The organism is Streptomyces sp. NPDC022910, assembly GCF_055561075.1.
Genome location: NZ_JBVHHL010000029.1, coordinates 91,936 through 105,254 on the forward strand (window position 1 = coordinate 91,936; position 13,319 = coordinate 105,254).

General features: G+C 71.3%; 10 protein-coding genes. 6 read left to right on the forward strand and 4 right to left on the reverse strand.

Annotated features, from left to right (window positions below):
• Positions 1 to 60 precede the first annotated feature (60 nt).
• Positions 61 to 960, reverse strand: coding sequence for a GntR family transcriptional regulator (locus tag ACZ3TS_RS25805; RefSeq protein ID WP_467622134.1), 900 nt, complete (start codon positions 958 to 960; stop codon positions 61 to 63).
• Between the two features lie 165 nt (positions 961 to 1,125).
• Between ACZ3TS_RS25805 and ACZ3TS_RS25810 the strand changes: the two genes are divergently transcribed.
• Entirely contained in the window at positions 1,126 to 1,968 is an 843-nt protein-coding gene (locus ACZ3TS_RS25810) for a (2Fe-2S)-binding protein (RefSeq protein ID WP_467622137.1), read from the forward strand.
• Positions 1,969 to 2,279: 311 nt separating this feature from the next.
• The gene (locus tag ACZ3TS_RS25815; protein ID WP_467622140.1) at positions 2,280 to 3,323 is read left to right on the forward strand and encodes a DUF2637 domain-containing protein; all 1,044 of its coding nucleotides are present in this window, start codon (positions 2,280 to 2,282) and stop codon (positions 3,321 to 3,323) included.
• A 57-nt stretch (positions 3,324 to 3,380) separates the two neighbouring features.
• Here ACZ3TS_RS25815 and ACZ3TS_RS25820 read toward each other — a convergent pair whose 3' ends face one another.
• Positions 3,381 to 3,863, reverse strand: coding sequence for an ATP-binding protein (locus ACZ3TS_RS25820; RefSeq protein ID WP_467622142.1), 483 nt, complete (start codon positions 3,861 to 3,863; stop codon positions 3,381 to 3,383).
• 515 nt (positions 3,864 to 4,378) lie between these two features.
• On the opposite strand from ACZ3TS_RS25820, the gene ACZ3TS_RS25825 reads away from it, so the two are divergent.
• On the forward strand, positions 4,379 to 5,152 hold the full coding sequence (locus ACZ3TS_RS25825) for a hypothetical protein (RefSeq protein ID WP_467622145.1): 774 nt from the start codon (positions 4,379 to 4,381) through the stop codon (positions 5,150 to 5,152).
• 98 nt (positions 5,153 to 5,250) lie between these two features.
• On the opposite strand, the gene ACZ3TS_RS25830 is transcribed toward ACZ3TS_RS25825, so the two are convergent.
• Together ACZ3TS_RS25830 and ACZ3TS_RS25835 are read right to left on the reverse strand one after the other, a co-directional pair.
• Entirely contained in the window at positions 5,251 to 6,993 is a 1,743-nt protein-coding gene (locus ACZ3TS_RS25830; RefSeq protein ID WP_467622148.1) for a pyruvate dehydrogenase, read from the reverse strand.
• A gap of 54 nt (positions 6,994 to 7,047) precedes the next feature.
• Positions 7,048 to 8,745 carry a protein phosphatase 2C domain-containing protein gene (locus ACZ3TS_RS25835; protein WP_467622151.1) on the reverse strand — a complete coding sequence of 566 codons (1,698 nt, stop codon included), beginning with the start codon at positions 8,743 to 8,745 and terminating at the stop codon, positions 7,048 to 7,050.
• Between the two features lie 546 nt (positions 8,746 to 9,291).
• Here ACZ3TS_RS25835 and ACZ3TS_RS25840 point away from each other — a divergent pair.
• From ACZ3TS_RS25840 to ACZ3TS_RS25850, 3 genes are all read left to right on the forward strand, one after another.
• On the forward strand, positions 9,292 to 10,272 hold the full coding sequence (locus ACZ3TS_RS25840) for a helix-turn-helix domain-containing protein (protein ID WP_467622153.1): 981 nt from the start codon (positions 9,292 to 9,294) through the stop codon (positions 10,270 to 10,272).
• A 36-nt stretch (positions 10,273 to 10,308) separates the two neighbouring features.
• Positions 10,309 to 10,791: a DUF456 domain-containing protein gene (locus tag ACZ3TS_RS25845; protein WP_467622156.1), complete on the forward strand. Its 483-nt coding sequence runs from the start codon at positions 10,309 to 10,311 to the stop codon at positions 10,789 to 10,791.
• A gap of 103 nt (positions 10,792 to 10,894) precedes the next feature.
• On the forward strand, positions 10,895 to 13,231 hold the full coding sequence (locus ACZ3TS_RS25850; protein ID WP_467622159.1) for a glycosyl hydrolase family 95 catalytic domain-containing protein: 2,337 nt from the start codon (positions 10,895 to 10,897) through the stop codon (positions 13,229 to 13,231).
• Positions 13,232 to 13,319: the final 88 nt, after the last annotated feature.

Genomic DNA, 13,319 nt, shown 5'->3' on the forward strand with positions numbered 1-13,319 from the left:
GCGGGGACGCGGCGGTGACGACGCAACGGCGAAGCGCAGGTACCGCGCACGCCCCACGGGTCAGGACGCCCCGTTGAAATGCTCCCGCACGAGCGACTGCACCACCGCCAGGTCCTGTGCGACGAGCGCGTCCAACAGGGCCGTGTGCTCGGCCGCGTCGGCGATCAGGTCGGCGCGGCCGCGCGAGGCGGGGCCGCCGACGAGCGACCACTGGGCGCGGCGGTGCAGGTCCTCCGCGATCCGCACCAACTGTTCGTTGCCCGCGAGGCTGAGCACCGCGCGGTGGAATGCGCGGTCGGATTCCGCGTAGGTCGCCCGGCACCCGGAGGACGCGGCCCGTGCGGTCGCCTCGGCGAGCGGGCGCAACTCGGCCCAGCGATCGGCGGGCACCGTGCGGGCGAGCCGCAGCATCACCGGGATCTCGATCAGCGCCCGGATCTCGGCGAGCTCGGCGAGTTCGCGGGCGCCGCGCACCAGGACGCGGAACCCGCGGTTGGGTACGACCTCGACGGCGCCCTCCAGGGCGAGTTGCTGCATCGCCTCGCGTACGGGGGTCGCCGACACTCCGAAGCGCTCGCCGAGTGCGGGTGCCGAGTAAACCTCGCCGGGCGTCAGCTCTCCTGCGACCAGCGCGGTGCGCAGGGCGTCGAGGATCTGCCGGCGCACGGAGGCCCGCTGCACGACCGGGCGCCCGTTCTCCGCCCCGGACGGCGCTCCTCGGAGCGATCCCTCGCCCACTCCGGACCGCTCGCCGCCGCACGGCCGATCCTCCACACGCGGCCGTGGGATCGGCGGCTCGCTGTGCGTGTGCTCACCTCGCGTGGAGGCCGTGGCGGCGCCCCGCTCACGGACCGCGTCCCCCGGCCGGAGCTGCGGCGGCACCCGAGCGGCCTGCGCACGGACATTGGCGGCCGATGTCTCGGCGGAGCCCTCCGCACGGCGGGAACGTGCCTGCTCCACGGGCTCCTCCTCCGGTCCTGGCGCTGCTGGTCGGTACGCGGAACATTCATGGGGTTCGTCACCGCTCGTAAAGCACCTTAGGCACCTTACGCTCCGGTTCAAGCCCCGCTCACTTTCGATAAGGTAAGCCTTACCTAGCAGCGTTCGAGAAACGGTGGTCCCCGCATGCCCCTCTTTGCGCCGTCCCCGTCCGTCGTCGCGGACGCGTACGCCCGGCTCACCGAGGTGTTCCCGGGGCTGACCGTCATGGAAGCGGGTCCCGGCGAGGCCGTTCCCGAGGGCGACGGCTGGGTCCGGGCCGCCCGGCTCGCGGAGGGCGGGGCCGCGCTGGACGCGTTCCTGGCGTGGGACGAGGCGCAGGTGCTGCGCGACTATGGGCAGCGGGCCCGCCCGGACGTCGTGGCGAGTTTCGGACTGCACCGTTACGCGTGGCCTGCCTGCCTGTTGTTCACCGTCCCGTGGTTCCTGCGGCGTCGGGTGCCGCGCTTCCCGGTGGAGCACGTCGCGTTCCAGCGCACCCCCGGGCGCATGGCGGTGCGGACCGGCGCGTTCGCCTGCCTGCCGGACGACCCGGCGGCCGGCCTCCCCGGCGCCCGGGTCGTGCCGGACGAGGAAGCGCTGCGCGCCGAGCTGCGGGCGGCCGTTGCCGAGCACCTCGGTCCGGTCCTGGCCGGCTTCGGTCCGCGCATGCGACGGCGTGGGCGTGCCCTGTGGGGGATGGCGACGGACGAGGTGGTCGAGGGGCTCTGGTATGTGGCCCATCTGCTCGGCGAGGAACGGCGCGCGATGCGCGAGCTGGAACTGCTGCTGCCGGGCGCGACCAAGCCGTACGCCGGCTCGGCCGCGTTCCGCGAACTCACCGGTCCGAACGGCGAGTCGCTGCCCACCCGGGACCGGGCGAGCTGCTGCCTGTTCTACACGCTGCGCCCCGAGGACACCTGCGCCACCTGCCCACGCACCAGCGACGCCGACCGCATCGCCAAGCTGATTGCCGACGCGGCCGGTTGACGCTGTTTCAGGCACCCCGGCGACCGGTCACGCTCGGCGTGTCGTAAGATCCACCGCGAACGATACCCCACACGGGTTACAGCCGTTTCACAACTTCCTCACCTGTCGCAGGAACTTTCCATGGAACCACCCGTACGGGTAGTCTTATTCGAACTCAACTCCCGCCCCTCAAGCGGCAGTTCGAGCAGAACGCCGCCGTGGGCATTCCCTTGCGCTTCCTTGGCGGCCTCTTGCCCCGAAACCCCCTGAGGGCCGGTGGGATTGGGCCACTATGGCGGGCGTTACGCCCTATCCCAATGCAAGGGACCCAGATGAGACTGACCGACATATCGCTGAACTGGCTGCTTCCGGGCGCCGTGTTGCTCCTGGGCACGCTGGCAGCGGTGGCGGTGCTCGCGCGCGGCAAGCGCTCCTCCGGGGAGAACGCGAGCGCGGACGACTCGTGGGAGCGTGCCGAGGAGCGCCGCAGGCGCAAGGAGGCCATCTACGCCACGGCCTCCTACGTGCTGCTCTTCTGCTGTGCGGCCGTCGCCGCGGCGCTCTCCTTCCACGGCCTGGTCGGCTTCGGCCAGCAGAACCTCGGCCTCACCGACGGCTGGGAGTACCTGGTCCCGTTCGGCCTGGACGGTGCGGCCATGTTCTGCTCCGTACTCGCGGTGCGCGAGGCCAGCCATGGTGACGCGGCGCTCGGTTCCCGGATCCTCGTGTGGACGTTCGCGGCCGCTTCCGCCTGGTTCAACTGGGTGCACGCGCCCAGGGGCATCGACCACGCGGGCGCCCCGCAGTTCTTCGCGGGCATGTCGCTGTCGGCCGCGGTGCTCTTCGACCGCGCGCTGAAGCAGACCCGCCGCGCCGCGCTGCGGGAGCAGGGCCTGGTGCCGCGTCCGCTGCCGCAGATCCGCATCGTCCGCTGGCTGCGGGCCCCGCGCGAGACGTACAGGGCCTGGTCGCTGATGCTTCTGGAGGGCGTACGCACCCTGGACGAGGCGGTCGAGGAGGTCCGCGAGGACCAGCGCCAGAAGGAGCACAACAAGGCGCTGCGGCGCGAGCAGCAGCGCGTCGAGCGTGTGCAGCTCAAGGCGCTCAGCCGCGGTCACCGCTCGCTGACCGGCGGAAACGGCGGACGTCAGGTCGAGATGCCGACCGTCGAACGGGCGAGCGCTCCAGTCCCCGCGGAGCCCGCCATACCCGCGGGAGAACTGTCCACGCGCACCCGCCCCTCGCTCCAGCCCGTCCGGAAGCCCTCGGCTGACCCGATCACCGTCGACCTCACGGCCGAGGACGACACCATGGCTCTGCCCCGGCTCGACTCCCTGGAGCGCAAGCTCAAGGACCTCGAGCAGCAGTTCGGCTGAGCCCGGACGCCATCACTGGAAGGGGGCGCGGCACGCTGCCGCGCTCCCTTCAGTGCGTCAGGCGGCCTCCGCGTCCAGCTCGAACCAGACGGCCTTTCCCACACCGTGCGCCCGTACGCCCCACGCGTCCGCCAAGGACTGGACGAGGATCAGGCCCCGGCCGTGCGTGTCGGCGCCGGCCTCCGGCTCCCGCGGCCTCGGCCTGCGACCCACGAAGTCCCTTACCTCCACGCGGAGTCCGCGCCGCGACACGGTGGCCGTCAGGACCGCGTCGCGGTCGGTGTGGATGAGCGCGTTGGTGACAAGCTCACTGGTGAGCAGCTCGGCTATCTCGGATCTTCCCGGCCTTCCCCAGTGCGTCAGCAGATCCCGCAGCGCCCTGCGCACCTCGGGTACCGCCCGTAAGTCGGCCCGTCCCAGACGGCGCCTCAGCTGCGGGCCCCCTGACCGGTCCGTCGTCGTGTCGGTCGCTTCCTCCGCCTGCTTCAACGACGGCGATCCGATCACCACGGGACCGCCGCCTCGCGCTCGCCTCTCCATGACCCCCGCCCGTACGTGATGTCGGATCCCCCCGCTCGAACACGTCCACGGGGATCCATGCCCCACCGGCGGGTCGCCAGTCATGTCGAATCGTCAATTACCGTACGCACTGGGTCATATGAGCCCGGCGCGAGTGCGCCCTGAGCGCCCTCGGTCCGGCTCCCGGTCACACCGCACGGACCCGGTCCGTCGCACGACACGCCCGGCTCCTCAGGAACACACAGCCGTGCGCCCGTTCGCCGCCGGGCGCAGCGCGGGCCACGAGACCGCTGCCGCTGGGCCCTTCGGCCGACTGCCGGCTGCCGATACGGCCGTACGGCGCCTGCCGTCGCTCCCGCCCGGATCGACATGTAGACAGGGCACGTAGGCCGGGGTGACAGGCCGTCAGCGCCTGGATTACTCCAATCGGATTGTTCCTAATATTGTCCGCATGTCCGACACGACGGATAGCGGGATTGTTAGTACGTTCAATCTCGTCGGCGTGAAGCCGACGTCTCAGAGACAGGAGAAGTGACATGGCAACGCGTTCCACCGCTGTAACGGCCGCAGCCGCGGCCGCCGCGGCCCTGGTGGCCACGGGTATCACGTACGCCTCCGCGGCATCCGAGCCGCAGGCGGCCCCGATGGCCCAGCGTGCCGCCGCAGCCCCGGCCGCAGCCCCGGCCGCAGTGCCGGACGGCAGTAACGGCAACGGCAACGGCAACGGCAACAACAACAACAACAACGACAACGACAAGTACAGCGGCGGCGGTGGCGGCGGCGGCGGCGGCAAGAGCTACCGCAAGGTCACCCGGTGCGAGCAGGACGAGGGCTTCGGCAACTTCGACGACTTCGGTGACGGCGGCGACCGCGGCGACCGCTGCGGCCGTGGCTACGACGATGGTCGCCGGTTCGGCCGGATCTCGGTCAACGAGCGCGAGTTCGCCGGCGTGCCCGACGGCTGCATCACCGTGGTCAGTGGCCTCGGCGCCAAGACCATCAACGTCCGCAACGAGAGCAGGAACGTCGTCGAGGTCTTCAACGGCGCCACCTGCGACAACGGTGCTCCCCTCGCCACCGTCGGCCCCCACAGCTCTTCGAACGGGCTGTTCCCCCGCCACTTCAGGGGCGGTGTGAAGGTCAAGCACGGCGTGGTCGCCAGCTTCCGAGTGATCAAGCGCCACGTGGAGCGCTTCGTGGAGGAGAAGGAAGAGCACAGAGGTGGCGGTGGCGGCGGGGGCAACAGCTACGGGAAGGGGAACGAAGGCAATGACAACGGAAACTACGGAGACAACAACGGGGGCAGGTGATCCTGAGGACAAAAGGTCCCTCTGAAGGTAGAGAACGAGAACCCCGGCCCGCCGGAATCGGGCCGGGGTTCCGGTCTGCGGCGCGATGTGCCGCCGGCTCACGGCCGGGGCACGTTGCGCAGGTTCGAACGAGCCATTTGGACCATGCGGCCGACTCCGCCGTCCAGCACGATCTTCGAGGCGGACAGCGCGAAGCCGGTCACCATCTCCCTGCTGATCCTGGGCGGGATCGACAGGGCGTTCGGGTCGGTGACGATGTCGACCAGCGCCGGGCCCTTGTGCCGAAAGGCGTCCTTCAGGGCACCCGCGAGCTGCTTGGGCTTCTCGACCCGGACGCCGTACGCCCCGCACGCGCGGGCCACGGCCGCGAAGTCGGGGTTCTTGGTGGAGGTGCCGTACGAGGGCAGCCCGGCCACCATCATCTCCAGCTCCACCATGCTCAGAGAGGAGTTGTTGAACAGGACGACCTTCACCGGCAGGTCGTACTGCACCAGTGTCAGGAAGTCGCCCATCAACATGGAGAATCCGCCGTCGCCGGACACCGACACGACCTGCCGGGCGCGATCGGTGAACTGTGCTCCGATCGCCATCGGCAACGCGTTCGCCATCGAGCCGTGCGAGAACGAACCGATGATGCGCCGACGGCCGTTGGGCGATATGTAGCGGGCGGCCCAGACGTTGCACATACCGGTGTCGACCGTGAAGACCGCCTCGGGGTCCGCGAGCTCGTCGAGCACCGACGCCACGTACTCCGGGTGGATCGGGATGTGCTTCTCGACCTTGCGTGTGTAGGCCTTCACCACGCCTTCGAGCGTGTCCGCGTGCTTCTTCAGCATCTTGTCGAGGAAGCGCCGGTTCTCCTTGGTTCTCACCCGCGGGATGAGACAGCGCAGGGTCTCCTTCACATCGCCCCACACCGCGAGGTCCAGCTTGGAGCGGCGGCCCAGGTTCTCCGGGCGTACATCGATCTGGGCGATCGTCACATCGTCCGGCAGGAAGGCGTTGTACGGGAAGTCGGTGCCCACGAGGATCAGCAGGTCGCACTCGTGGGTGGCCTCGTACGCGGCACCGTAGCCGAGCAGGCCGCTCATGCCGACGTCGTACGGATTGTCGTACTGGATCCACTCCTTGCCCCGCAGGGCGTGCCCCACCGGGGACTTGATCTTGCCGGCGAGCTCCATGACCTCGGCGTGCGCGCCCGCGGTGCCGCTGCCGCAGAAGAGGGTGACCCGCTCCGCTCGGTCGATCATCGTCACGAGTTCGTCGATCTCGTGGTCACCCGGGCGGACGCTGGGGCGGGAGGTGACGAGGGCGGTCTCGGTGGGCTTGTCCGGGGCGGGCTGGTCGGCTATGTCGCCGGGAAGCGAGACGACGCTGACGCCGCTGCGGCCGATCGCGTGCTGGATCGCCGTCTGCAGCAGGCGAGGCATCTGCTTCGGGTTGGAGATCAGCTCACAGTAGTGGCTGCACTCGCGGAACAGCTGGTCCGGATGGGTCTCCTGGAAGTAGCCGAGGCCTATCTCGCTGGACGGTATGTGCGAGGCGAGCGCAAGGACCGGGGCCATGGAGCGGTGGGCGTCGTACAGGCCGTTGATGAGGTGGAGGTTGCCCGGGCCGCAGGAGCCTGCGCACGCGGTCAGCCTGCCGGTTATCTGGGCCTCGGCGCCCGCCGCGAAGGCGGCGGTCTCCTCGTGTCGCACATGCACCCAGTCGATGGCGGCGTTGCGGCGGACGGCGTCCACGATCGGGTTGAGGCTGTCGCCGACCACTCCGTACAGGCGTTTGACTCCGGCGCGGGCGAGGATGTCCACGAACTGGTCGGCGACGTTCTGCTTGGCCATGGATCCATGCACCCCTTCGGTTGCCTTGGGTCCATCAATCCACAGTGACCGCGATCACGCCTCCCAAACGGCGGCCGCCGTACGGTCGTCCGCGTAACCCTTCACCCTCACCACGGTGTCGGCGAGAAAGGCGGCGAGCCCAGGTGGCTCGCCCGTCGACCAGCGGTCCGTCAGGTGCTCGGCGAGTCGGGGTTCGCCGAGCAGCGGGTCGGCGAGACCACCCGTGCACAGCAGCAGCGTGTCACCCGGGCGGGCGATGGAGGCACGGAAACGGAAGGGGTCGCGGGGCGGCTCGACGGGGGTACCCCTGGGTTCGTAAGGACTCGGAAGTGCCGTGATCCCCAGGTCCATGGTGAGCCGGTCACCCTCGGGGGACTCCGACGGCAGCGAGCCGAATCCGACCACGGCCTCGCCGGCCACGTCGGCGACACGCGGCTCGATGTCCTGCCACTCGCCGTCCCGCAGCCGGAAGAGGCCGCCCGCGCCGACCCCGAAGAAGACACGTGTACGGCAGGCGGGGTCGGCCGGCAGCAGCAGACAGCGGAGGGTGGCGGTGTACTCCTCGGGGTGGAAGCCCTGCTCCGCGGCGCCGGCGCGGAGCTTGCCGAGGCTGCGGTCGGTGAGCCGCTGCAGACCCGACTTGAGGTCGCCGCGCCGGGCGGCCCTGATGTCCTCGCCGAGGCGGAGGTGGCTGCGCCCGACGGCCCGAGCGATCCAGTGACACACTTCGGCGGCGGCCCGGTGCGCCCCGGGAGCGGCCCGCGTGCCGGTCGCCATGGCGACAAGGACGAGTGCCCGGTCGCCCGTGCCGAAACGGGCGGTGAGCAGGGAGTCCCGGCGCGGCTCGCCCCGGTAGCGCGCCGAGTCCCCGCGCACGGAGACCGCGCGCAGCGTGCAGGCGCCGTAGCGCGCCCCGTCCAGCACGGTGTCGGCGACCAGGTCGTCGAGGTCGTCCGGATCGGCGAGCGGAAGGGCGGTGGGCTCGGCGTCGTAGGTGGGCGGCCCGGAGCCGACGTAGCCGACCGGGGGCGGCGTGCGGGGGAAGGTGAGCCGGGGCGCGACGTCCTCGGCCGCCGGGTCCGGGGGTGCGTCACCGGACGGGGGCGGGGCGTGGGAAGCGCCTCCTGGCAGGGCGGGCTCGAACGGGGGGACGAGGGGCGGTGGGGGCGTGTCGGCCGGAGGGTGGTTCGGGAGGGAAGGCAGGTCGGCCGGAGGGCGGAGGACCGGGATCGCGGCGATCGACGACTCCGCCTGGGGGTCGCCGTACGGCGGCCGGTCGCCGAAGGCCGGTGGCTTCGGGCCGGGCGGGAAGGTCACGGGTCCGGGCGGCCGGGCGGAGGGAGGCTCCCACGGGGCGGGCCCACGGGCCGGGCCGCCGGACCGGTCGCGGTCACCCCTGTCCTGCGATGCCGGGAGCGGGGAGGAATCGACGGGTCCGGCGGCGTCCGCGCTCGATGCCGAGGTGTCCGCGTAGGACCCTCCCGGCGCGGCCACCCCGCTCCCCCGCGCCACGGCGCCGGGCTCCGGCCCCGTTCCACGCTGCTCCAGCACGACCGGCGGGGCCTCGGACGAGAGCGGCTCCTCCGCCCCGTTCCGGGTGCTCCTCTTCCCCACCGTCCCCGAGGCCGAGGCGAAACGGTCGTCGAGCGTGTCGGCCGCGGGCGCCGGTCCCGTGTCCCCGGTGGAGTCGTCGTACAACTGCGCCCACCAGTCGTCCTCGTGGCCGGTGGGCTGCTCCCCCTGCTGACTCATGCCCCCAATTGTCCACCGCACGGGGCGTATGAAAACGGGGCATCCGGAAAATCCGGCCGCGCGACGGGCTCCCGGTCCGCACGTCGGACGACGCCTCGAACGGTGGTACGACACGCAGCCGAAATGAGGCGGACCGCCGGACGATCCCACCCCCCCACAGGGGGACCGTCCGGCGGCGCCGAGGTGACAGGGGCCGGCACGCCTCCGGCGCCCCGTCACGTTCTCGCGGGCCGAGTGGGCTTCGGCCAGGTGCGACCGAGTGTGACCCGCTTCCCTGACGTTTCGCTGTGACCCACCGGATCGCCGTGAGCGACGCCCGGCGGCCGAGCCCCCTCAAGTTCCTTCCCCAGGCCCGCCGTCCGCATCCGCGCAGACCGATTGGGTCCGATCCGGACAATGCGGGCGGCAGTTGTTACCGCGGTGGCGCCACCTTGGCAGATGGACGGCGGGTACGGCGATGATGTGCAGAGGCGGGTTTGCGCCGTGGCTGTTTTCCGCCACGGGCCACACCGCGGGGTCGTGTCTTCGGGGAGGGACAACCGGCTGATGCTGGCAGCGATAGGTCTGGACGAGACGCACGAGTCGGCGTACCGGGTGCTTGTGTCGGTGGGCGCCGCCGACGTGCCCGATCTCGCGCGGCGGTTGACGCTCGGCGAGCAGGACACCGAGCGCGCCCTGCGCCGGCTCGAGCGGCACGGGCTCGCGGCCCAGTCGTCGGCCCGGCCCGGCCGCTGGGTCGCGGCCCCGCCCGGGGTGGCACTGGGCGCGCTGCTCACCCAGCAGCGGCATGAGCTGGAGCAGGCCGAGCTGGCGGCCGCGCTGCTCGCCGAGGAGTACCGGGCGGCGGCCGCGGAGCCCGAGGTGCACGACCTGGTCGAGGTGGTGATCGGCGCGGCCGGGGTCAGTCAGCGCTTCCTGCAGCTCCAGCTCGGGGCGACCGAGGAGGTCCGCGCCCTGGTCACCGGCAACCCGGTCGCCGTCTCGGGCATGGAGAACGACGCTGAGGAGCAGGCTGCCGACCGCGGGGTGCGCTACCGGGTGGTGGTCGAGCGAGCGGTACTCGATCGGCCCGACGGCATCACCGAGCTGACCGCGGCGCTCGGCCGCGACGAACAGGTGCGGGTCGTCGACGCGGTGCCGACCAAGCTGGTGGTCGCCGACCGGTCGCTGGCCATGGTGCCGCTCACCTCGCACACGGCGGAGCCGGCCGCGCTCGTCGTGCACGCGAGCGGGCTGCTGGAGCTGTTGTCCGGTCTGTTCGAGTCGGTGTGGCGGGATGCGCTGCCCCTGCGCCTCGGGGCGTCCGGCGTCACCGAGCAGCGGCCCGACGGCCCGGACAGCACCGATCTGGAGGTCCTGTCCCTGCTCCTCGCCGGGCTGACCGACGCGAGCGTCGCCAAACAGCTGGACCTGGGCCTGAGGACGGTACAGCGCCGGGTGAAGCGGCTGATGGAGCTGACCGGGGTCACGACCCGGCTGCAGCTGGGCTGGCACGCGTACGAGCGGGGCTGGGTGGCCCGGAACTGACCTGCGCCCTCTGCCGCGCTCCGGCACCCTGGGCAGATGGGAGTCTGGGAGCTCCTGCTGGTCGGTGTGGTGATCACGCTCGGCCTGTGCGGAGTACTCGTGCCCGGGGTGCCGGGGTCGTGGCTGGTGTGGGCCGCGGTCCTGTGGTGGGCGCTGAAGGACCCTCAGCCGGTGGCGTGGCTGGTCCTCATGGGGGCCTCGGCCGTCCTGCTCCTGTCCCAGGTGGTGCGCTGGGCCCTGCCGCCCCGTCGGCTGCGCGCGAGCGGCGCCACTGCCCGCATGGGCGTGTACGCCGGGGCCGGGGCGCTCCTCGGCTTCTTCCTCCTCCCCGTGATCGGCGCGATCCCCGGGTTCATCGTCGGTGTCTACCTCTGCGAACGGCTTCGTCTCGGCGGCCACGGCGACGCGATGGCCGCGCTGCGCACGGCGATGCGGTCGGGCGGCTCCAGCGTGCTCGCCGAGCTGTTCACCTGCCTGCTGATCGCGGGGGCGTGGCTGGGGGCGGTGATCTGGGGCTGACACAACGGCTCTTCGACTCTCCAACACATCGGATCTCTCCCTGCTCATTGACGCGCTTGCATGCCTTCTCTACGTTGCTTCGCGGGATAGCTCCGATGAATCAATGAGCCGCCTGGAGGCAGCCGTGCCCAGTCCGTCCAGACGTACCGTCCTCGCCACCGGATCCGCCCTCGGCGGTGCGCTGCTCGCCGGGGGCCTGCCCGCCGAGGCGACGGCGGCCGACGGCAGCGACAGCACCGACCGCGCCCGCGACCCCTGGCGCGCCGTCCTCGACGACGCCGACCTCGTCTGGCAGCGGATGCCGACGACCTGGTACGAGGGTCCGTACCTGGGCAACGGCTTCCTCGGTTCGGGTATCTACGCCGAGCCCGCCCGCGAGACGGAGGCCGTCCGCTTCAACGTCCAGCACTCCGAGGTCCAGGACCACCGCCCCGAGTTCGGTTCGCTGTTCGGGCTCGCGCGACTGCCGATCGGGTACTTCACCCTGGAGCCGGTGGGCACGATCACCGCCGTGGACTGGCGGCTCGGGCTGCACGACGCCGAACTGACCGGCACGCTCACCACGGACCGCGGCATGCTCGCGATCCGCGCCCTGGTGCACACCTCGCGCTCGCTGCTCGCCGTGGAGGTAACACCGAGCGCGGGCGAACGCGGTTTCCGCTGGGTCTTCCACCCTGCGGACGCGATCAGCCCGCGCGCCGCCTTCAAACCCCTCCCCGACGGCTACCAGGGCAACCCGCCCGCCGAGTCCGGCGACCACGACGGCGTCCTCACCTCCGTACAGCCCCTGCTGTCGGGCGGACAGCACGCGACGGCCTGGCGGGAGACCGCGCGGGACGGGCGGCGCACGCTGTACGCCTACGTCGCGCACTCCTACCCGCAGACCACCGCCCTGGACGGGGCGTTGAAGGCGGTACGCGACGGGTCCCGGCTCCCGTACGACGCCCTCGCGGCGACCCACCGCGCGTGGTGGCACACGTACTACCGCAAGAGCTTCCTGTCCCTGCCCGACACGCGCATGCAGCGCTTCTACTGGATCCAGCTCTACAAGGTCGCCTCGGCGGCCCGGCGCGATGCGCCCGTGATGGCGACGAGCGGCCCATGGCTGGAGTCCACACCGTGGCCCAACACATGGTGGAACCTCAACGTCCAGCTGGAGTACTGGCTCGTCCACGGCTCCAACCACCTCGAACTGGACGCCGTGACACGAGCGCTCAGCGAGTTCCGGGACAACCTGGCCAAGGAGGTGGCGTCCCAGTACCGCGCCGACTCGCTCGGCATACCGCGCACCACGGACCCGCACCTCGTGAACGGCGCGGCGGGCACCCTCACCGGCTACGGCGTCGGCATCCCCGGACAAGACCCGCCGACCCCCGAGGTCGGCAACCTCACCTGGGCCCTGCACAACGTCTGGCTCAGCTACCGCCACACCATGGACGAGTCGATCCTCCGCGACGTCCTCTACCCCCTGCTCCGCAAGGCGATCAACTACTACCTGCACTTCCTGGAGCCGGGCCCGGACGGCAAGCTGCACCTGCCGGCCACGTTCTCACCGGAGTACGGCGGCGACACGCGCGACTGCAACTACGACCTCATGCTGCTCACCTGGGGCTGCCGCACGCTCCTGGAGTCGATGCAACTCCTCGGGATCGACGACGAGTTGGCGCCGCGCTGGCGGGATGTGCTGGCCCGACGGGCGCCCTATCCCACCGACGCGAACGGCTTCATGATCGGCGCGGACATCCCGTTCGCGAAGTCCCACCGCCACTACTCGCACCTGCTCGCGGTCTACCCGCTGTACGAGCTGACCGGCCGCACCTCCGACGAACGCGCCCTCATCGAGAGGTCGCTGGCGCACTGGGTCGGCTTCGAGGGCGCCCTGCAGGGCTACACGTTCACGGGCGCCGCCTCGATGTCCGCGCTGCTCGGCAAGGGTGAGGACGCGTTGAGGTACCTGGGCGAGCTGATGACCCGCTTCATCCAGGCCAACACCATGTACAAGGAGTCGGGCCCGGTCATCGAGACCCCGCTGTCGGCGGCCCAGTCGCTGCACGACATGGTCTGCCAGTCCTGGGGCGGGATCGTCCGTGTCTTCCCCGCGCTGCCGGCCGCCTGGGCGGATCTGACGGTGCACGACTTCCGTACGCAGGGCGCCTTCCTGCTCTCCGCCGTCCGCAGCGCTGGGGTGACGCGCTGGGTACGGCTCGTCAGCGAGGCGGGCGCGCCCTGTGTCGTACGGCACGGCATCGCGGGCGCGATCGAGGTGCGGGACGGCAGAGGGCGGCCGCTGCGGTACGAGACGGTGGACGACGGCACGGTTCGTATCGCGCTGCGCAAGGGCGAATCGGCGCTCATCACGGCGAAGGGCGACCGCCCCGACCTCACGATCGCGCCGGTCACGCCGAACGGGACGGCTCCCCGGTGGGGTCTGCCCGCCTGATTCGAAAATCCCCCGTCCCGTGTCCGTAGTCGCTGGTCAGGCAGCTCCTTCTGCTTGGAGGGTCACTTGGTAACCGAGTTGGTTGAGC

What these genes read in the sequence shown, in the direction of transcription:
- ACZ3TS_RS25810 (WP_467622137.1), top strand. Translation starts at nt 1,126, where the DNA reads ATGCCCCTCTTTGCGCCGTCCCCGTCCGTCGTCGCGGACGCGTACGCC.
- ACZ3TS_RS25815 (WP_467622140.1), top strand. Translation starts at nt 2,280, where the DNA reads ATGAGACTGACCGACATATCGCTGAACTGGCTGCTTCCGGGCGCCGTG.
- ACZ3TS_RS25820 (WP_467622142.1), bottom strand. Translation starts at nt 3,863, where the DNA reads ATGGAGAGGCGAGCGCGAGGCGGCGGTCCCGTGGTGATCGGATCGCCG.
- ACZ3TS_RS25825 (WP_467622145.1), top strand. Translation starts at nt 4,379, where the DNA reads ATGGCAACGCGTTCCACCGCTGTAACGGCCGCAGCCGCGGCCGCCGCG.
- ACZ3TS_RS25830 (WP_467622148.1), bottom strand. Translation starts at nt 6,993, where the DNA reads ATGGCCAAGCAGAACGTCGCCGACCAGTTCGTGGACATCCTCGCCCGC.
- ACZ3TS_RS25835 (WP_467622151.1), bottom strand. Translation starts at nt 8,745, where the DNA reads ATGAGTCAGCAGGGGGAGCAGCCCACCGGCCACGAGGACGACTGGTGG.
- ACZ3TS_RS25840 (WP_467622153.1), top strand. Translation starts at nt 9,292, where the DNA reads ATGCTGGCAGCGATAGGTCTGGACGAGACGCACGAGTCGGCGTACCGG.
- ACZ3TS_RS25845 (WP_467622156.1), top strand. Translation starts at nt 10,309, where the DNA reads ATGGGAGTCTGGGAGCTCCTGCTGGTCGGTGTGGTGATCACGCTCGGC.
- ACZ3TS_RS25850 (WP_467622159.1), top strand. Translation starts at nt 10,895, where the DNA reads ATGAGCCGCCTGGAGGCAGCCGTGCCCAGTCCGTCCAGACGTACCGTC.